Source organism: Polaribacter sp. KT 15 (assembly GCF_900143115.1).
Classification (GTDB): domain Bacteria; phylum Bacteroidota; class Bacteroidia; order Flavobacteriales; family Flavobacteriaceae; genus Polaribacter; species Polaribacter marinaquae.
Map to the genome: position 1 here is coordinate 813,691 of NZ_LT670850.1, position 21,657 is coordinate 835,347.

Annotated in this window: 15 protein-coding genes; 4 read left to right on the top strand and 11 right to left on the bottom strand. The window is 29.3% G+C overall.

Annotated elements, in window-relative coordinates; translation table 11 throughout:
* Window positions 1-26 precede the first annotated feature (26 nt).
* The 9 genes from B5464_RS03785 to B5464_RS03825 form a co-directional block, all read right to left on the bottom strand.
* Window positions 27-725 carry a sulfite exporter TauE/SafE family protein gene (locus B5464_RS03785; RefSeq protein WP_079737265.1) on the bottom strand — a complete coding sequence of 233 codons (699 nt, stop codon included), beginning with the start codon at window positions 723-725 and terminating at the stop codon, window positions 27-29.
* Window positions 725-1,171 carry a FixH family protein gene (locus tag B5464_RS03790; protein ID WP_079737266.1) on the bottom strand — a complete coding sequence of 149 codons (447 nt, stop codon included), beginning with the start codon at window positions 1,169-1,171 and terminating at the stop codon, window positions 725-727. Before B5464_RS03790 ends, B5464_RS03785 begins: the two co-directional genes overlap by 1 nt.
* A 7-nt stretch (window positions 1,172-1,178) precedes the next feature.
* The gene (gene ccoG / locus B5464_RS03795; protein ID WP_079737267.1) at window positions 1,179-2,600 is read right to left on the bottom strand and encodes a cytochrome c oxidase accessory protein CcoG; all 1,422 of its coding nucleotides are present in this window, start codon (window positions 2,598-2,600) and stop codon (window positions 1,179-1,181) included.
* Between the two features lie 37 nt (window positions 2,601-2,637).
* A complete protein-coding gene (locus tag B5464_RS03800) occupies window positions 2,638-3,495 on the bottom strand; it encodes a cbb3-type cytochrome c oxidase N-terminal domain-containing protein (RefSeq protein ID WP_079737268.1) in 858 nt (285 codons plus the stop codon).
* A gap of 12 nt (window positions 3,496-3,507) precedes the next feature.
* Window positions 3,508-3,675 carry a cytochrome C oxidase subunit IV gene (locus B5464_RS14500; protein WP_077810079.1) on the bottom strand — a complete coding sequence of 56 codons (168 nt, stop codon included), beginning with the start codon at window positions 3,673-3,675 and terminating at the stop codon, window positions 3,508-3,510.
* 5 nt (window positions 3,676-3,680) lie between these two features.
* A complete protein-coding gene (ccoN, locus tag B5464_RS03810; RefSeq protein ID WP_079737269.1) occupies window positions 3,681-5,876 on the bottom strand; it encodes a cytochrome-c oxidase, cbb3-type subunit I in 2,196 nt (731 codons plus the stop codon).
* A 10-nt stretch (window positions 5,877-5,886) separates the two neighbouring features.
* A complete protein-coding gene (ccoS, locus tag B5464_RS03815; RefSeq protein WP_077810081.1) occupies window positions 5,887-6,063 on the bottom strand; it encodes a cbb3-type cytochrome oxidase assembly protein CcoS in 177 nt (58 codons plus the stop codon).
* Window positions 6,064-6,145: 82 nt separating this feature from the next.
* Entirely contained in the window at window positions 6,146-7,510 is a 1,365-nt protein-coding gene (gene hemN / locus B5464_RS03820; protein WP_079737270.1) for an oxygen-independent coproporphyrinogen III oxidase, read from the bottom strand.
* Window position 7,511: 1 nt separating this feature from the next.
* A complete protein-coding gene (locus B5464_RS03825; protein ID WP_079737271.1) occupies window positions 7,512-9,887 on the bottom strand; it encodes a heavy metal translocating P-type ATPase metal-binding domain-containing protein in 2,376 nt (791 codons plus the stop codon).
* A 103-nt stretch (window positions 9,888-9,990) separates the two neighbouring features.
* Here B5464_RS03825 and B5464_RS03830 point away from each other — a divergent pair, with 103 nt between their 5' ends.
* Window positions 9,991-10,677: a Crp/Fnr family transcriptional regulator gene (locus B5464_RS03830; protein ID WP_079737272.1), complete on the top strand. Its 687-nt coding sequence runs from the start codon at window positions 9,991-9,993 to the stop codon at window positions 10,675-10,677.
* Window positions 10,678-10,683: 6 nt separating this feature from the next.
* On the opposite strand, the gene B5464_RS03835 is transcribed toward B5464_RS03830, so the two are convergent.
* A complete protein-coding gene (locus B5464_RS03835) occupies window positions 10,684-12,984 on the bottom strand; it encodes a BamA/TamA family outer membrane protein (RefSeq protein ID WP_079737273.1) in 2,301 nt (766 codons plus the stop codon).
* A 3-nt stretch (window positions 12,985-12,987) separates the two neighbouring features.
* On the bottom strand, window positions 12,988-18,021 hold the full coding sequence (locus B5464_RS03840; protein ID WP_079737274.1) for a translocation/assembly module TamB domain-containing protein: 5,034 nt from the start codon (window positions 18,019-18,021) through the stop codon (window positions 12,988-12,990).
* Between the two features lie 220 nt (window positions 18,022-18,241).
* Here B5464_RS03840 and B5464_RS03845 point away from each other — a divergent pair, with 220 nt between their 5' ends.
* The 3 genes from B5464_RS03845 to B5464_RS03855 all read left to right on the top strand — a co-directional run bounded on the left by B5464_RS03845 (window position 18,242) and on the right by B5464_RS03855 (window position 21,435).
* Complete coding sequence (locus B5464_RS03845) at window positions 18,242-19,399, top strand: tyrosine-type recombinase/integrase (protein WP_079737275.1); 1,158 nt, start codon at window positions 18,242-18,244, stop codon at window positions 19,397-19,399.
* Window positions 19,400-19,450: 51 nt separating this feature from the next.
* A complete protein-coding gene (locus B5464_RS03850; protein WP_154066922.1) occupies window positions 19,451-20,197 on the top strand; it encodes a hypothetical protein in 747 nt (248 codons plus the stop codon).
* Window positions 20,198-20,385: 188 nt separating this feature from the next.
* On the top strand, window positions 20,386-21,435 hold the full coding sequence (locus B5464_RS03855) for a type I restriction enzyme HsdR N-terminal domain-containing protein (RefSeq protein ID WP_079737277.1): 1,050 nt from the start codon (window positions 20,386-20,388) through the stop codon (window positions 21,433-21,435).
* The last annotated feature ends 222 nt before the right edge of the window (window positions 21,436-21,657 follow it).

Sequence of the window (21,657 nt, forward strand, 5' to 3'; positions counted from 1 at the left end):
TTGTTCTTTAGAAATTATGCAAATATTTAGTGGCAACTTGCATTATTAGAAACAATATCTAAAATTGGTTTTGGTGATACATACGGAATACCTAATCCAAGACCTCTAACAATAAATAATAAACCTATAAAAACAACAACATATGGTATTGCTTTCTGAATTGATTTCTTTAAACTTCCTTTTGCAAAGTTTCCTAAGAAAACAACAGAGGTCATTAACGGTATTGTACCCAATCCAAATAAAAACATATACAAACTACCTTCTAAAGCATTTTTAGTTGCCAAAGCACCAAATAAAGCCATATAAACTAATCCGCAAGGTAGAAATCCATTAAGAAAACCTATTGTGAAAAAAGTATCGTTTCTTTTCTTTTTTAACTCTTTACCTAAAGTGTTTTTTAAATGCACTAGTAAAGTGTTTACTTTTTTAGAAAATTTAATTTTATGAAAAAGCTTTGGAAATAGAATAAATAAAATCATGAGTACACCAACAATAATTGATATTTGCTGTTGAAATCCGAAGAAATAAAAACCTTTACCCAACAGACCAAACAATAAACCAATTAATGCATATGCTAACAATCTACCAAAATGATAAATCATAACCTGCAGAAAACCTTTGGTTTTATTTTGCCTATCTATTGGTAACATAAATGCTATTGGCCCGCACATACCAATGCAATGAAAGCTACCCAATAAACCAAAAATTAGTGCAGATATTAACATTAATATTCTATTTCTTGTTTTACTAAATATTCTTTATCATTGTATTTGAAAGCAACACTAATGTTCCATCGACCACCTAACAAACGTTTCTCAGGCACGAGCAAATATGAATTAGAAATCGAAATAGGAATTTCAAAATCTAATTGTTTATTAGATGGTCTGTATAGGAACACTTTTCCTTGAATTTTTTTAGGATTAAATATTGCAGGAAATATTACTTTTAAATCATTATTAACTTTTAAAATCTTTACGTTCTCTTCTAAATTATTTGCATTTTGTGTTGCATCAATTTCATTTTGAAAACCTAATTCTTTTTGGTAATATTTTTCTGTTACTAAATCATGACTGTAAGAATTATTTGTACTCATAGTTATTACGAAGTACAAAATAAACCCCATAAAAGCCATAATTGCAATTACAATACCCGTTCCCCAATTAAATTTCATAATCTTATTATTTATAACTTCTAGGTCCTAAAAAACTAGACTTAGCCGTTTCTATTAATTTTCCTTTTGTATAAACGCCAATTTCTAGCTTGTCTTTATCACCTTTTAAAGCTGCTTGATTAATTTCGATAAACAAAGTACCTTCTGCTAAACCCTGTTTTGGTACTACAAAATTTTTGTTAGAGACTAATTTTATTTCTCCTTTGTGAGATAACAATTTGTAGCTAACATCTGTAATATCTTTTGTTGTTTTATTGATCACCTTAAAGGTATAAACGTTACTGATGATATTATTTTCTTTATGCTGATATAATTGCCCTGGTAGCCTTAAAATTCTTGCTTCTACGTCGTTTCTTAGAAATAGCATACCAATTAAAATACCGGTTAAAATTAACAGAACTGCAGAATAACCTTTCATTCTAGCTGTAAATTCAAAAGGTTTTTTCTTTGCAATGTTATCTTCACTTGCATATCTAATCAATCCTTTAGGTAAACCAACATTCTCCATCATATGATCGCATTCATCTATACAAGCTGTACAATTAACGCATTCTAGCTGTGTACCGTTTCTTATATCTATACCTGTAGGACAAACAACTACACATTGTTTACAATCGATACAATCTCCTTTACCTAAAGCATTTCTATCTTCATTTTTTCTGAATTTTGCACGACCGTTTTCTCCTTCTCCTCTCTTATAATCATAGGTGACATTAATTGTTTTATTATCTAACAAAACACCTTGTAATCGACCATACGGACAAGCAATTATGCAGACTTGTTCTCTAAACCAAGCAAACACAAAATAGAATACACAGGTGAAAATTGTTAATGAAATTAATGTACTAATATTATCTAAAGGATTACCAGTTATGTAATTTATTAGTGTATCACCACCAATTAAATACGCTAAAAATACATTTGCGATTAAAAAAGAAATTATAAAAAACACAAACCATTTTAAGAGTCTTTTTCTAATTTTCTCTGCATTCCAAGGTTGTTTATCTAAACGGATTTGTTTGCCTCGATCACCATCAATCCAATATTCTATTTTTCTAAAAACCATTTCGAGAAATATGGTTTGCGGACAAATCCATCCGCAGAAAATACGACCAAAAACAACCGTAAAGAGAATTACAAAAACAACACCAACAATCATTGAAATAACTAATAAATGAAAGTCTTGTGGCCAAAAAGGAAATCCGAAAATATTAAATTTTCTTTCTAACACATTAAACAACAAAAATTGGTTGCCTTTAATTTTTATAAAAGGTGCAGATAATAAAAAAAGCAATAAAAAATAACTAACGTAAGTTCTGTATTTATAGAAAAATCCGCTTGGTTTTTTAGGAAATACCCAAGAACGCTTTCCCTCATTATTAACAGTCGCAATACTATCTCTAAAATACTCGTTCTTGGGCTTATCCATAAAAATTAACTATTAAATTACTTTTCCTTTTTCTATATTATTCTTCTGTCCAGATTTCTCCTTGTGGTGCTTTAGCAACGGCAGGTGTTGTACCTTGAAGGGTTAGAACATAACTTGCTACTTTTGCAATATCTGCAGTTTTTAATGTTTTATCCCAAGCAATCATTCCTTTACCATCTCTACCTCCATTAGAAATAGTTGCAAAGACATTTTTAATTCCGCCACCTAAAATCCAATATTCATCTGTTAAATTTGGTCCAATAGAACCTCCTCCATCTTTTTGATGACAAGAAGCACAGTTTAGATTAAACACTGCTCTACCTCTACTTAAATCTTTAGCATCTGTTAAAAGTGTTACATTTTCTGCTGTAATTAAATCTTTAGCCGTGGCTTTGTATTTGTTTAACGCTGCTTTTGCTTCTGCAACCGCCTTATTATATTCTACCACCTGATTATCGCCATCTAAAACTTCAAATCTTACTAAATAAACAACCGCGAAAATTATGGTTGCATAAAACATATAAATCCACCATGGCGGAAGCGAATTATCTAATTCTCTAATTCCGTCGTAATTATGATCTAAAACTATTTCTTGCTCTTCTTCTATTGCTTTTGCTTTGGTCCAGGATTTTAATAATTTCTGAATCCAAGCATTACTTGGTTCTGGCACAATACCATCTTTTTCGTTTTGCAGTTCTGTAGCTCTTTTAATTGCTAATACATTAACAACTTCTTTTAAAACAACTACTAAAACAAAACCAATTAAGGCCAACCAAACCAACGGATTCTCGTAAAAACTAAATGGGTTTTCGTACACCATAAACGATTTTGCAAGCGTTATAAACGTAACAATTACAAAAATTACATATACTGTAGATTGTATAGATTTTTTCATTTTACTAACTTTTTAATTATCTAATGGTATACTGCTTACTTTACTGATGTACTCTTTTTTGGCTGTAAAAACCCACCAAAATAAGGCAACAAAAAAAGTAAAAAATATAAGTAATGATATCATTGGGTAAATTTCTATACCGGTTATGCTCTCTAAATGTCCTTTTAAAAATTTAAACATAATTTCTATTTTTTAGTAGGTTTTTGTTCGTCTTTAACTTTTATATCTGTACCTAAACGTTGTATGTAAGCTATAATCGCTACAATTTCTCTGTTTTTCATTTCTATAAAAGCTTCGCCATTATCTTTTGCATATTTTTTATCAGCTTCATAAGTTTTTGCAAAATCTGGATCTGAATATAGATTTTCTTCAATCTGTGTACCTTGGGCTAACATATTAGCTTGCGCATTTGAAATTTCTTCTTCAGTATATGGTACACCTAATGTTACCATTGCTTTCATTTTATTTTCTGTATTCGATTTATCTAGCTCGTTTCTTACCAGCCATTTATAGGCAGGCATTATAGAACCTTCGGATGTACTTTGTGGATCGTACATATGATTAAGGTGCCAACTATCGTTATACTTCTGACCTATTCTATGTAAATCTGGCCCAGTACGTTTACTTCCCCATAAAAAAGGATGATCGTACACAAATTCACCTGCTTTAGAATACTCGCCATAACGCTCTACTTCACTTCTAAAAGGTCTTACCATTTGCGAGTGACAACCAACACAACCTTCTCTTATGTAAAGATCTCTACCTTCTAATTCTAATGGTGTATAAGGTTTTACACTGCTAATTGTTGGGATATTAGATTTTACTAATAAAGTTGGTATAATTTGTACAACACCACCAATTAAAATAGCTACTGTAGCATATAATGTTAATTTAATTGGTTTTCTTTCAATCCAAGTATGCCATCCTTCTCCTTTAGTTCTGTATTTAGAAACTTTAGTTAAAGCTGGTGCTTCTGCTAATTCGTCTGTAACGCCAACACCTGCTTTTACAGTTCTAACAACGTTGTACAACATTACAATTGCACCTACAATAAATAAAGATCCTCCTATAGCACGCATCCAATACATTGGTATAATTTCGTTGACAGTTTCTAAGAAGTTTCCATAAGTTAATTTTCCGTCCGGATTAAATTGTTTCCACATAGAAGCTTGTACAAAACCTGCAACATACATTGGTAAAGTGTACATTATTATACCTAGAGTACCAATCCAGAAATGGAAATTTGCCAAACCTGTTGAGTATAATTTAGTTTTAAACATTCTAGGTATTAACCAATATAACATACCGAAAGTAAAAAACCCATTCCATGCTAATGCACCAACATGCACGTGTGCAATAATCCAATCAGAAAAATGTGCAATTGCATTAACATTTTTTAGAGAAAGCATCGGGCCTTCAAAAGTTGCCATACCATAACCCGTAATTGCAACTACCATAAATTTTAAAACAGGATCTGTTCTTACTTTATCCCAAGCTCCTCTTAATGTTAGCAGTCCGTTTATCATTCCACCCCAAGAAGGCGCTATTAACATTACAGAAAATGCAACACCTAAGTTTTGTGCCCAATCTGGTAATGAAGTATATAATAAATGGTGTGGTCCTGCCCAGATATAAATAAATATTAAAGACCAAAAGTGCACAATTGATAATCTGTAAGAATAAACAGGTCTGTTTGCTGCTTTAGGAACAAAGTAATACATTAAACCTAAAAACGGAGTTGTTAAAAAGAAAGCAACTGCATTGTGACCATACCACCATTGCACCAAAGCATCTTGCACACCAGCATACACAGAATAAGACTTTAAAAAACCTACTGGTAATGCCAAACTATTAAAAATATGTAAAACAGCTACGGTAACAAAGGTTCCTAAATAAAACCAAATTGCAACATATAAATGTCTTTGTCTTCTTTGTAGAATAGTCCAGATCATGTTTACACCAAAAGCAACCCAAACTAAAGCTATTGCAATATCTATTGGCCACTCTAATTCTGCATATTCTTTAGACGAAGTATAACCTAATGGCAATGTAATTGCAGCAGCTACAATAATTGCTTGCCAACCCCAAAAGTTAAAATTACTTAAAAAGTTACTTGCCATTCTTGCTTTTAACAAACGTTGTAAAGAGTAATAAACACCTGCAAAAATTGCATTACCTACAAAAGCAAAAATTACTGCATTTGTATGTAAAGGTCTTAAACGCCCAAAACTTAACCACGAAATTCCGTCTGTTACGTTTGGGAATAAAAACATAAACGCTAGCAATAAACCTACAGAGAATCCTACAATTCCCCAAAGTAATGTTGCGTAGATGAATTTTTTTACGATTTTATTATCGTAATAAAATTGTTGCATTTCCATAATTTAAAATTTAGTCTAAAGTTGATTTTTCTTGTTTTTTTATAATTAGCTCATCATCAAAAAGCATGCGAACAGATGGTGTATACGAATCATCGTATTGCCCTTTTTTAACTGAATAAATAAATGCTATAAAAAATATTAATGCCACTAAAATACTTAGTGTAAGTAGTAAATATATTACGCTCATATCTTGCCTGATAATTGATACAACAAAAATAATATTGATACATTTCTTAAAATATGACATTTGTCATGTTTAAAATTTATCTTTAAATTGTCATAGAAAATAATTGTGTTTTTGGTTTGTTTTTTAACAGATGCACATCAAAAGCCATACAAATATTTCTAACGAAAGGTCTTGCTTCTTCTGGCACAGAAAGTGAATTTTCATTTATCACAACCAATCCGTCATTTTCCATTTCTTTTAGTAAAGTCAAATGGTTTTCTATACTTTTAATTTTTAAGCTATCATCTTCCCAAGAAGTAGAAAAATGACACATAATATTTAAAATATGTTTTCTAATAATTCTATCTTCTTCAGATAAAAGGTGTCCTCTAAAAATAGGAATTTCACCAGAGTTTACTATTTGCTGATATTCTTTTACTGTCTTTACATTTTGTGCAAAAGCATACCAAGAATCTGAAATTGCAGACATACCTAAACCAACCATTAATTGAGTTTTATTGGCCGTATAGCCCATAAAGTTTCTATGCAAAGTTTTATGCTCTGTTGCCTTAAATAAACTATCTGTTTTTAAAGCAAAATGATCCATACCAATTTCTACATAGCCCAAAGCAGCAAAAAGTTCTTTACCTATTTCGTACAGTTCTCTTTTTTCTTCGTTTGCAGGCAAATCATTTTCATTAAAACCTCTTTGCCCTACTCCTTTTACCCAAGGTACATGTGCGTAACTGTAAAAAGAAATTCTATCGGGTTGTAATTCTTTTGTTTTATTAATTGTGTAGATTACATTTTCTTTAGTTTGAAATGGTAATCCGAAAATTAAATCGTGACTAACAGATGTATATCCTATTTCTCTAGACCAATTTGTAACCTTTTCTACCTCTACAAACGGCTGAATTCTATGAATTGCTTTCTGTACTTTTTCATTATAATCTTGCACACCAAAACTTACCCTTCTAAAACCACAATTATATAAAGTTTGTAGTTGCTCTTTTGTAGTGTTACTCGGGTGTCCTTCGAAACTAAATTCTGCATTTTGATGTTTTTTAGAAATCGAAAAAATTCCATTCATTAAATATTCTAAATTTTCTTTCGAAAAAAAAGTTGGTGTTCCGCCACCTAAATGCAACTCTTTAATTATTGGCGTTTCATCAATCAAACCAACATACAATTTCCATTCTTTTAAAACAGTTTCTATGTATTCTTCTTCTACTTCATGACGTTTCGTAATGTGCTTATGACACGCACAAAAAGTACATAAACTCTCACAAAATGGTAAATGAATGTAAATACTTATTCCTTCGGATGTGTTGCTTTCTTTAAAAGAAGTTTTAAAGGAATTGATCCAAACATTTTTATCGATTCCGGCTTTGTTCCAAAAAGGAACTGTTGGATAACTTGTGTACCTAGGACCTGGAATATTATATTTCTGAATTAAAGAATTTTGCATATTATTTTATTTTTTTACCCAAAATATTGGTAGAAATTGTTGTAAAAATTACGATACTAATAGAACTTAAAGGCATTAAAATAGCTGCAATAACGGGCATCAAATTACCTGTAATTGCAAAACCCAAACCAATTAAATTGTAACATAAAGACAGTAAAAAGCTATACTTTATAATTTTAATAGCCTTTTTAGATGCGTTAATAAACGTTGCTATTTTAGAAAATTTTGATGCGTCTAAAATTCCGTCGCAAGCAGGTGAAAAAACATTGATATTTTCTGATAAAGCAATACCTACATCACTCTGTGCCAAAGCGCCAGCATCATTTAAACCATCACCAATCATAGCCACTTTTTTGTTTTCTTGTTGAAGCTGTGCTATAACATTTAATTTATCTTCTGGCTTTTGGTTGAATAAAAGCGTGGTTGCTTTTGGTAGATTTTGTTCTAAGTACAATTTCTCTCCTTCATTATCTCCAGAAACCACAGATAAACTAAATTTATCTTTTAAAGATTTGAATAATCCTTTTACTCCTTTTCTGTAAGAATTTTTAAAAGTAAATTTACCTTTATAAACACCATTAAAACTGATATAAATTGCTGTATCTAAATTAGAAGAATCACTAGAATTTAAAACGAAATTAGAAGATCCCAATTTTAAAACTTGGTTATTATAAGTTGCTACAATTCCTTTACCAACTAACTCATCGTACTTAAAAATTGGTACAGAATCTAACTTAGAAAATGTATTGTATAAAGTTCTACTTAACGGATGATTAGAAGATCTTAAAGCACTTTTTAAAATTCTTTTTTCGAGGGAATTTAGTGCTGTTCCATCATAAGAAATTGTATTTTCTTTGTGCGTTGTTAATGTACCTGTTTTATCAAAAATTATTGTGTCTATTTTTGCCAATTGCTCTATTACAGTGGCATTTTTTAAATAGAATTTTTGTTTACCAAAAATGCGCAACATATTTCCTAAAGTAAATGGCGCCGCTAATGCTATTGCACAAGGACAAGCAATTATTAAAACTGCCGTAAAAACGTTTAATGCTTTGTTTACATCTATAAATAACCAAAATAATGTTGCTATAAACGCAATTGCCAAAACTGCAATTGTAAAATTTTTACTAATTCTGTCTGTTATTGTTTTAAAATGCGACTTGTGCTCTTTTTGAAAAACATCATTACTCCATAATTGAGTTAAATAACTTTGAGAAACCGATGCTAAAACTTCCATTTCTATGCTTCCAGATAGTTGTTTACCACCTGCAAAAAGTTTATCCCCAGATTTTTTTGAAACCGCCTCTGCTTCTCCAGTAACAAAACTATAATCAATGTCTGCATTTCCGTTTATTAAAATACCGTCTACAGGTATCAATTCTTCATTTCTAATTAATAGTCGATCACCTTTTTCAACATCATAAATCTGTACGGTTTCTTCTTGATTATCCTTAGTTATTTTTGTGACCGCAATAGGAAAATACGATTTGTAATCACGCTCAAAAGACAAGAAATTGTAAGTTTTTTGCTGAAAAAATTTACCTAGTAATAAAAAGAAAACCAAGCCGGTTAAACTATCAAAAAAACCGGTTCCTAAATCGAAAATTATTTCTACAGAACTTCTAATAAATAACACCGAAATACCCAGTGCTATCGGCACATCAATATTTAATATTTTAGATCGTAAACCTTTATAAGCAGAAATAAAATAATCCTTACCTGCATAAAAAACTACGGGTAACGAAAAGAAAAACATCAACCATCTAAAAATGTTCTTATACTGTTCTATCCAAAAACCATCGACTTCGAAATACTCCGGAAAAGATAAAAACATTACGTTTCCGAATGCAAAACCCGCAATACCAAGTTTGTAAATTAAGCTTCTATCAACTGCTTTTTTTCCGCTTTCATAATCTTCTAAACTAATGTAAGGCTCGTAACCAATTGCACTTAATAACAATACAATTTCCTTAATTGTTGTTTTAGCAGAGTTATAAGTAACTCTCACTTTTTTCTTAGGAAAATCTACTTGAGATGCACTAACATGTTCGTTTAATTTATGTAGATTTTCTAGAACCCAAATACAAGAACTACAATGAATGTGTGGTATGTAAAGTGATACGATTTCTATATTACCATCAGAAAAATCTAATAATTTTGCTGCGATTTCTTTAGTATCTAAAAAATCGTATTTGCCTTTAATTTCTGAAGGTATTGCCCCAGGATTGTCTTGAAAATTATAATAACAGGTTAAATCGTTTTCAGAAAAAATCTCATAAACAGTTTTGCAACCGTTACAACAGAAACTTTTATCATCAAACGTAATTAAACTATCATTACAAGAATCGCCACAGTGATAACATTGTGTAGAATTCATATTTACTCTTTTGCCTACTGCAAATTTCTAATAAGAGTGTCTTTTAAAATATGATATTTATCAGGTTTTTACTATTTTTGATTTTACCTAAAACATTTTTAACATGAGCAAATGTGAACAATGTATTGTTCGACAGTTTAATTCTTTAAAACATCTTTCTAAAGAAGAATTGTTAAGAATGTCTAATTGCAAAACTTCTAAAATTATAAAAAAAGGCGAAATTCTTTTTGATGAAGGCGAACACATCAATGGTGTTTTTTGTATTAAAGATGGTGTTTGCAAAGTATCTAAAATGAGCGACAACGGTAGAAATCACATTGTTAACTTGGTGCAAAAAGGTGATTTATTAGGTGAACGCAGTTTAATTTCTGAAGAAGTTTCGAACCTAAAAGCTGTGGCTTTAAATGATATGGAAATTTGTTTTATTCCGAAAGATGAAATTATTAGAGATTTAGAGAAAAACAATAATTTTACAATGAGTGTTTTAAAAGATATGGCCAATTCTTTAAAAACAGCAGACAATTTAATTGTAGATATGGCTCAAAAAACAGTAAAACAACGTTTGGCTGAAACTCTTTTACATTTAGAAACTAAATTTGGTATAAACGCAGACAATAATATTAACATTCAGCTCTCTAGAGAAGATATTGCAAATATTATTGGTACAGCAACAGAATCTGCAATTCGATTACTTTCTGATCTTAAGAAGAAAAACGTTATCGAATTTAAAGGTAAAAACATTAAAATTTTAGACAAAATAGCCTTAGAAAAAATGGTTACTGGTTTTTAATACTTTTTAAAAAGAATAACCAATTGCAAAATTAAATACAGGTTCGTCTACTCTAAAATCCCAACGCTTGCCTTCTTGCAATGCCGGATCATGAAATGGTGCAGCCAAATCGAAACGAATTACAAAACCTTGCACATCTACACGAACACCAACACCTGCTCCGATTCCTAATTCGTTTATAAAATTTGATGTAAACTTATCTTTACCTGCAGTGCCAAAATCTGGATTTGCTTTAGAATTCCATACATTTCCAGCATCAGCAAAAACCGCTCCTTTAAAAAACGAAAAGATTGGGAAACGATATTCTAAATTTGCTTCTAAACGAATATTACCAGTTTTATCGAAAAAATTACTTGTCGTATCTGTGTTATCTGCAACATCATTTTCATTATACGTTCCTGGCCCTAAAGATCGAATATTAAATGCTCTAACACTATATGGGCCACCAGCATAATATTGTTTTACAAACGGAACAACATCAGAATTACCATACGCATAACCATAACCAGCAAACAATCTGGCTGCAATGGTTTGGCTTTTATTTGTACCAAAATTGTAATGATATCTTGCATCAAAATCTGCTTTTGCATATTGTGCATATTGCAAACCTAAAAATTCTTTAGTACCATTTGGTTCATTTTCTTTTGCTAATAAACTTATAGAATTACCTGCTATATCTAATGTAGAATTTAAATAAAATTGATGCGTTTTAGCATTATTCAACATTTCATTATAAGTAAACGAAAATGTTAATCCGCTTATAAATTGTTGCTCAAAACTTTGTTCTAGAAAAGAGTTGTCTTCTAATATTTCCTGAAACTCTTCTGTAGTGTTTGATAATCTTGTATAATTTACCGAAATAGGATTTAACTCGTAAGTAATATACTTATTAGCGTTCCAAACATAACCAAAAAGTGCACTACCAGACAGCAGTGTATACAACTTACTTCTATTTAAATATGTTACACCCAAACTCGTTTTTGTTTTTGGCACAGAATATTCAAAAAAATCTTCATCAATAGAAAAAGGAGCAATAACTCTAGGAAAAATTAATTCGGTTTTTAAACCTAATTCTAAACTACTTAAACCAGAATTTTCGCCACTAGAAACTTGTGTTTCATATCCAAAGTTTGTGCTAATATTTAATGTTTCGCCACCTTTAAAAAGGTTTCTATTGCTGTAAGTTAAAGACAATTCTGGACCTGCAAAGTTATTAGATTTTGTAACCGCTTGTAATTCTGCTCTAATAGCTCTTTTTGTTAACGGCGATAAAAATATATTGGCTTCTAAAACACCTAAACTATCTGTTTCTAAACTTTCTAATTCTTTATACTGAATGTTTACATATTTGTAAGCACCAATAGAAGACAAGCGTCTTGCTGTATTTTTAGATGTTAACGGATTGTAGTTTTCGCCTTCTTTAATTGTAATAAAATCATCTAAATATTTTGGTTTAAAAAACACAGAATCTTGAAAATAACTTTTATTATCGAACCTGGTTTCTTTTACGTTTGTAGAATCTTTTAAATTAAAATTTGGGTAAATATTTATCTTTTTTACTTGATACGGAATTGTAGCTTTCTGAGGCACTTTTGCCTTCAATTTTAAAAACAAATCGAATCTTTTATTTTTATATTGATTTGTGTCTGCTTCAAAAATTAAAAAACTAGGATTAAAATTATAATAACCTCTTTGCTTTAATTCGGTATCTAAACGTTGTCTCTCTAACTTTAAATTCGCTAAATCGAAACGCATGTTTTCTGGAAAAGGAGATTTTTTGGTTAATTCTTTTATTTCTTGGTAAATAGGACTTTCTATACTATCTATTTGATAACTCGCCATTTTATAAGGCGCGGGTACTTTTAACTTATAAACTACGCTCGCTTTTTTATCCTTTTCATCAAAGAAAGAACTTGCTCTGCTGTAGAAAAAACCATGATTTTCTAATCTGTTTTTTAGTATTTCTGTAACTTCTAATTCATTTACATCACTTTGGTAAACGGGTTCTTCACCAAATCTTTTAAACAACCATTTATTTAAAAAGTTAGGATTCTCTTTTTGATTTTTGTAATAATAGTACAAGCCTAAATAAGCACCTAAAAACTTAGAATTTGGTTCTGGTCTTAGCACTGTATTTAAATCTACTTTTAAATTGGTTGCATTATCTACCGCAGAATCTACATCCATTTCAATTTTTGCACCTGTATACAAACGCTCGTCTTCGGGTATGTATTTTTGAATACTACAAGAATATAAAAATGTACCAAAAAGTACTGCAATTAATAAGTGTTTTACAATTTTATTCAAAGTTTAATTCTTTTTATTAACAGATTCTTTAGCTGATTTTGGTTGATTCTCTTCTTCTTTTGGCTTTTTTCCTGATGTATTCTTGTCTGAATTTGAACCTAAAAGAGCTTTCCATAATTCTTGAAATTCATTGAATTCTTGTGTAAAAATCAACCCAATTCCGCTAACAATCGTTTGACCATCGATTACATTTTCGAATTCACTTTTTCTAAATCCTTTTAAACGATATCTTCCATCTTCTGTTATTTTATATTCTAAACTAACATTACCAATTAACGGAGTTTGCTCTCCGGTTGTGCTACTTCCTTGTATATCAATTTCGCTACCAACTCTAACAGTTAACCTTTCGTTAAACAGTTGTTTTTGTGCAGCAACATCTAGTTGCGTTCTGTCTGTTGGTGCATCACCTTGATAATCTGTAAAACTGTTTAAACCGAAATCTAATTCTATCCCAGATTTACCCAAAAGTTTATCAGAAAAAGTATTTAATTGTTCTGAAACTGCATCGTTTAAATTGTTTCTTGCTATGGATGCAAAACCACCAAAACTACCATCGCTACCAGCATCAGGATAAAATCTATTAAGTACTAATAACGAAAAAACTTGTTTGTTCAATTCTTCTTCTTGCTGCTTAATTTGCTGAACTCTACCATAAACCTGTCCGCCAATAGCACCTTGCTCTTCTTCTGGCATGCTTAAATCAAAAGATATTTTTGGCTGTAATAATTCGCCATCAATATTTAAATATACCTGAAAAGGTAATACTTGTTTGTACTTATTTTGTACTGATGCATCTTCATTTGAAATTTGTGCCGCCATTAAAGAAGACGCAGACGTTTCTAATTTATAAATAGCACTTACATCTAATTTTGCATCAAAAGGATCACCAGACCAAGTAACTCTTCCGCCAGGTGCAAGCAAAAATTTTCTATTAACTAAATTGTATAAAGTTAGTTCATAATGCCCACTAGCTACTTGATATGCGCCAGTAAACGTAATTCTACCATTTGGCACCATTGTAAAAAGAAAATCACCTTCTCCAGAAACTTTAAAATTATCGCCAGTATCTTCGTTTATAATAATGGTAACTACAGCTTCTTTGTTAATTTTTAATTGAGAAGAAATATCAAACCCGCTAATTACTGCAGATTGTTCTTCTGTTTGCGTTAAAATAGCATCCGGATTTTTTCGATTTACAAAAGCCACAACACCATCTCTTTCTTCTACATTTGCATACGTAGATGGCATTACATAAGTTACATCTGTATCTTTACCAAGTGTAAAGTTGGCATTTACTTTTGGTATTTGTAAATCGCCAGTTAATGTTGCATTGGTGTTAAAAGTAACTTTACCATACAAATCTGGATTGTCTTTTTGTGTTGCGTTTAAAATTCTAAAGTTTTCTGCTTTTAATTTTAAATCGAATTCTGGATTTATAAAACTTTCTGTTTTAATGTCTCCGGAAAGCGTTAATGCATTATTTTTAGCATCCAAAACTGTAAAATTTGCCATCGAAATACCCGAATTATCAACAGTTAATTGCTCTTTTTTTAACGTAAATTTTGTATTTAACTTTGTGATATTAAAAACAGCATTATCAAACGTTAAACTACCATTGTATTTAGGTTTACTTGTTGTACCAGTAACTTTAAAATCACCAAAAAAACTTCCGCTAGTTTCTTTTATTTCTCCTAAAGAAAGAGTTTTAAGAGCATTCATTTTAAACTGATTTATGTCTAAATCTAGGTTTAAATTTGCAATATTGTTATTTACAAAGTAATCTCCTTTTAGATCTAAATCGACGTCACCTTCTTTTAAATAGGTATTAAAATTATATTTATTATTTCCTAAAGATTTTGCATCCATAGATAATTTACCCAAATTGGTATTTAAAACTTTAAAATTAGAAACCGATACATCTGCTATAACACCTGTATTTGTAAATGGTTCTACAAGCACAAAATCGCCATTTAAAACACCGTTTGCTATTTCATCTTCCGGATTCAAATAATTAAAAACTTCATTTATGTTAAAGTTATTATACACCAACGCAATGTGGTTTTTCTGAACATTTTTTAAGCTGTTTATTATTTCTATAGATTGATTTTCTTTATTGATTCTAAAATTCGAAAAGGTTAAGTTATTATTTTCTAAAACAATTTCATTTTCTTCTGGTATAGACCATTTACTTTTATTTAAAGTTAAACTGTCTTTGTTTACCGTAAATTTTAGTCGATCTCGATTTCCTGTAATTTTAGTATTTACATTCATCAATTTTTCACCTTTGTGAAACCCTAAGAAATTAAGCGCTAATTCATTATTAGTTTGGTTACCAGTAATTACAGTTTTGGGCACATCTACAGGACCCGCTTTAATGTTTTTAAAACCTAAATTAAAGTTGAAATTCTCTTTATCTGTATCCATAGAAAAAGACAAACTATCTAATTTATTACCACTATAATTGATAAATGGCGCAGAAACATTTGCTTTTAAAAGTCTTTCTTGTTCTTTAAAATCTAATGCAATATCAATGGTATCAATATCTTTTAGGTTCACCAGAAAAACGTCTTTAATTAAAGAAGTTTGCGAAATTTTTGCTTCTAATTTTAAATTTATAGGATTTTTAATTGTGTCGGAAACTTTATCATCTCTATAAAAATAACTTAAAACATGACGTTGCAAACCTTTGCTAAACGTTTCTGGATCTGTGTTAGACTGCAAATTAACATTTAACATTTTGTTATTTATTTTAACAGCAGTGGTGTCTTTATTAATAAAAGCTTCTGCATTTACAGCACCAATTAAATATGTGTTATTATCGTAAACTACAACTCCATTTTTAATAGTAGATTTTATATTATAACTATCTAAATTTCCTTTAAAATCAGCAGATACCTCCATACCCGTTTTAACATTTCTATTTAAAAGACCTAAAGCTTGTAAATCTGCACCAATTACATTTAAATCTACATTTGCTTGTGTTGCTACAGAATCTAAAATAATAGATCCGTTAAGATTTAAATTTAAATTATCATCTTTATAATTAGAAGAAATAGCACCAACACCATCTTTAAAATTACCTTCTAAACTTAAATCTTTTATTGCATATTCTTGTAACTGAAATTTTGAAATGTTTGTTTCTAATTTCGCATCTAAATTATTTAGATTTTCACCATTTCCGTTAGATTGTAATGAAAGTGATAACGCACCAAAATTTTTATTTTGTAATAATTCACCTAAATCATAATCTGTAATAGATGCTTTAACATTGTAACTAATATTTGTATCATTAGATAAATTTCCTTCTACAAAAGCATTCCCTTGAGATGTATTTATACTAGCATCAATTGTACTGTTCTTTAAACTACCGTTAACATTACCAGCAATTAAAATTTCTTCAGGTAATTTTAAACTTAATTCTTTTTCATTAAGAATTTGTAAAAGATCTGCTCTTTTAGTTTCAGCTTTAAAATTTGGCAAATTCAATTGTAATTTATCCGGATTTGTAGCATTCTTGATACTTCCGTTTAAAGAAACATTTGTAGCATTACCCCAATTAACACTAGTATTTTCAATCTTTAAATCATTTAAATTTCCGTCTATAAATAATTTTCCTTGAAATGCTTTTGCACTTAATTTAGATAAGTATTCGTTTTCTTTTAATTGCGGCTGAAAACTAAAAACCTCTTTTAACCAAACATTAAATGAAGGCAAATTGATTTGCAAATTTGTAGTTTCTGGTGAAGAAATTAGTTTGGACAATGATGTGTAATTAGCTTGTAAATTACCAGATATTTTATTTTGATTGACAGCAATTTTTAAATCGGAAATACTAGTTTTTGTATCTGTTGCCTTTATAGCTAATTGGAATTTTGAAAGATTTAAACCAGATTTTTCTTTAAAATTAAAACGCTCTATTTCTAATTTCGCTTGTTTATCTTTTAATTGAATTTCTTTCGCTTTTAAATTTAAATTATTAATAAATATAGCTTCTGGATTAAATACATTTAAACTCGGTTTTTGATTATTTACAGCATATTGAACTTTGTTTTCTAAAAAATCTAATTCATCTATTTTTAAATCGATTGCTGGCCAACTAAAAGTTACTGGTGTGTTATTATTTACTTTTTGATTGTCTTTAGAATTTAAAGCTAATAAAATTTCTGATTTATGTAACTGAATTGTATTTACATCGAAGCTATTCTCTTTAAAATCTGCGCTGGGTATTTCTGAATAAAAATCTGTGATGGCAACATTTGCAGACAAATTATCTATCTTAGATTGATAAAAAGCTTTTGTGTTATTAATCGAGATTTTATCCGCAGTAATTGTTGGTAAAATTACTTCTGTAGCAGGTAAAACTATTGATGTAGGCTTTTGAATATAAGAGATTTCAGAATTTTCAAGTCCAACTTCATGAACATCAAAATGCATAGAATTCACATCAACTTTATCGATATCTGCAGCTAAACTACCAATCTTAAACTTGCTATCAACACCTAAAACATCATCTTTAAAATTTACATTTATGTTTTTAAAGTTTAAGGTTCCTAAGACAATATCAACAGGATTTGTTGCTGTATCTTTAGCTACTTCCGTAGTATTTTCTGATGCAAATGCATCAATTAAAAACTGAAAATTATAATTATTTAGCGTGTCTTTTCTTACGATATTTGCTCTTACGCCATTCCATTCTAAATTATCTACACCGATAGATTTTCCAGAAATCATTGCAAAAAGTGGGACATTTGCTTCTAAAGATTTCGAATAAATTAAGGTATCACCTTTTTTATCTTCTAAAAATAAACCGTTTAACTGGATGTCTCCATCAAAAGTAATAAACAACTTATCTATCGCTACTTTTGTATTTGTTTTATTAGAAACATAATTAACAGCTTTTTGTACGATTAAATTTTGTCCCCAAGAACTTCGGATAAATAAAACTAAAAAAAGGAAAAAAAACAAAACAGCAATAAGAACCCTTAAAGTTCTTCTTACAAAACGATATTTCTTTTTAGTTTTCTTTCTTTTCGACATAAAAGTTTAAATAATTATGTAAAAATACATCAGTATTATTAATTTTTAAGTTTTACAGCTATTTATTATGTGAATGATTTACTAAAGTTTTAATTAAAATTTACAAACACATTTTATTTGTAGCAATAACGTTTTTCTAACAAAATTATTAAAAAACCTATTTAAAAAACACTTATAATCGACTTATATTTAGTATATTTAGGTGCTATAAATAAGAAAATTGAAAAAATATCCTAACATATTTGTTGAGCGAAAAAAGCACCGTAACAAGCAACAACTTCTAATTAAGTTTGATTATAATAATGATTTAATAAATATTATAAGAAAAATTAATGGAGCTTTATGGAGCACATCTCTTAAATGTTGGTATTTGCCAGATACCGACTTAAATTTAGAAACTCTTAAGCGAAATTTTGATAAAATTACAAAATTAACAATTCAAAACCCAACAAAGAAAACCCCTTTTAAAAGAAATTTCTCTGCGGATGAAAAAGTGCTTTTAAATAATTTTTATCTTTATTTAAAAGGGAAAAGGTATAGTAAAAGCACCATACAGACGTATACTTTTTTTGTTGCCGATTTTATAAACTTTCACACAAAAACTGCGTTAAACGAACTAACTAATAAATCTGTAGAACTTTTTATTGAAAGTGTATTTATAGAGAGAAATTACTCTGTAAGTTCGCAAAGACAATTTATTAGCGCTTTAAAACTATTTATAGTTTTTTATCCTGAAACTTTAATAAATAATTTAGAATTAGTTAGACCCAAGAAATCTAAAAAATTACCTAATATTTTATCTCAAGAGGAAGTTTTAAAAATTATTGGCGTTACCCAAAACTTAAAACACAAAGCAATATTGGCTTTAATTTATTCTTGCGGATTAAGAATTAGCGAATTGATTAATTTAAAATTAGAGAACTTTAATATTGATAGAAAGCAATTAGTTATTAAAAATAGTAAAGGAAGAAAAGACAGATATGTTAGTTTAGCCGATAGTTTTATTCCGTTACTATCTAATTATTATTACTCATACAAACCCGAAATTTATTTTGTAGAAGGACAAAACAAGGGAAAATACAGCGCGGAAAGTGTACGTCAGTTTTTAAAGAAAAGTTGTTTAAAAGCAGGCATTAGAAGAACGGTAACACCACACACTTTAAGGCACAGCTATGCAACACATTTACTTGAAAACGGAGTTGATATAAGATACATTCAGTCTTTGTTAGGACATTCTAGACCAGAAACTACCATGATATATACACATGTAAAAAGAAAAGATTTAATGGAGATTCAGAATCCGTTAGATAGAGCTTTACAAAAGATAAAAATGACCGATAATAACAACAAAAAAGTTTTATTATCCGGTAAATTATAATGAAAATGCAATATATTTGATTGCATATAACTAGTTGTGCAAAATATGAAAATGAAGAAAATAGTAACATTAATTTTGACTTTCTCAAGTCTATCAATTCTTGGTCAAAGTGTTGAATCCATCACTAAAAAAATTTCAATTAAGATTTGTGAATGTATTGACGAAAATGTAAAGAATAGTTCTGAAATAAAAACTGAGTTTAACAGGTGTTATGATAAAGAATTTAACTTTATTTTTAATATCATAGACTCAAAAGAACATAAAATTTTAATTGAAAACGGGAATTTAAGTAAAGTAAAGAATGGAATAATTCCTTATTTAGATAATAATTGTGAAAAAATTAGAAAAGTAACAACTTCTGAAATAGAGAATACTGCTGAAAAAGCTTCTAATAAAAAAATAAAATCTTTCCCAATTAATTTCACAGAGAAAAAATGGAAAAAAATAAAAAGGTGGAAAAATGAAATTATTGCATTAGAAGGAGAAGTTATTGAAATCAGAGAAAGTAGGCAAAAAACGCCATACTCTAAACTAAAAATTGGAGAAAAAGAAATATGGGTAATTTCTATGATAGATAGTAAATTTGAAAAAGTTGGAAATAAATTAAGAGTTGTAGGTTATTTATTTGAAATAGCTGAAAATGACAGCCAATTTGAAAGAAAAATACATAACGAAAAATATCATATTTTAGCATTTGGAATTTTAAATACTAAGAATAAAAAATTAGCTTATTTTCCTGGTTCTGAAAATCAGATAAAAGAATGGATAAATGGAAAAATACCAACATCGGGTGAATAAAATACTTTGCACAACACCGTGTATAATTCATTGCTAGTAAAAGCCTACTTACGAAAATCCTCGCGGATTTTCTATTCGGTTTTTATTTTCTAACTTTAGTGCTTAATCACGCAACGAAATCATACACATCAACGTTGTAGTGCATTAAAGGAAAAATGAAAAACATTAATTAAAAACAGAAATTCAATATGGAAAAATGGAATGAACTATGTTACATACTTTCTGAAAACTTACCTACAAATACAAGTGAGCAGTTATTCGAATTAAAAGTAGTTCAAGCATTTGAAAAATTAGGATGGAGTGAATTTAATAATGAAATCGCTGTCCGAGAAAGTATTCAATTAGGAGCATCAAATAGAATTAGTCCAGATTTAATATTAAAATCACAAGAGAAAGGAAACCTTTTCATTGTAGAAGTCAAAAAACCTTCTATCGAAGTTGACAATTCCACTTTCAAAGGTCAATTATCATCTTATATGGGAATTATGAGAGTTGATTTAGGAATTCTAATTGGCAATAAAATTCAAGTATTTTTAGACGGTAAATTTTTCAATAAAAATGGCATTGTTTTAATCGATGAAATTGAGTTCAAAAGAGATATAGAAAAAGGGTTAAAATTTGTACAATTATTCAGTAAAGAAAACTATAACAAAGAAGACATTGAAAATCACGCTCAAGAGAAAATTCAACAACTAAAAGAAATAGAGGATTTTAAAAAATTGAAAACTAAAATGCTATCTGAAAATTATGGTGAAAAAATAATTGAATATTTAAAATCTGAACTTCAAAATGAGTTTGACACAAAAGTAATCGATAAAGTTTTCAAAGTATTACAAGTAAAAATTGAGAGCAAGAAAAAAATAGTTTCATTAGATAATTACCAAAAACCGAAAGCGAGAAAATATAAAACTTTTGAGAATATTAATGAAACTTCTGGAAAACTTCCTATTGGAAAATATGTCCGAAAAACATTCAATGATTTGGTTGAAAGTAACTTGATTGATAGAAATGAAATTGAGAGATTACAAAGAGGTGATTATTCAAAATTAACTTTTGATATTCAGTTTCCATTTTTAGCAAAAGAAAATTCACCATATTACGAGAGAATAAGATATTGGAAAAATCCATATCAAATAAACGGAGAAATTTATTTTGTTTGTTCACAATGGTATGAAGTTCCAGCAAATAATGACAGACCGTATTATGAGGAATGGTTAAAAAAAATGAAAAGTAAATAACGCACTACAACACCGTGTAAAAAAAATTACTAGTAAAAGCCTACTTACGAAAATCCTTTCGGATTTTCTTGGTTCGTATTTTATTTACTAACTTCATTGCTTAAAACACGCAACTTTTCTTACACAACAACGTTGTAAAACATTAAGAACGAAAATAAATGAAGTTAATATTAATAATTTTTCGATTCTCAATAGCTCTGATTTTAGGTTGTGGGATTATTT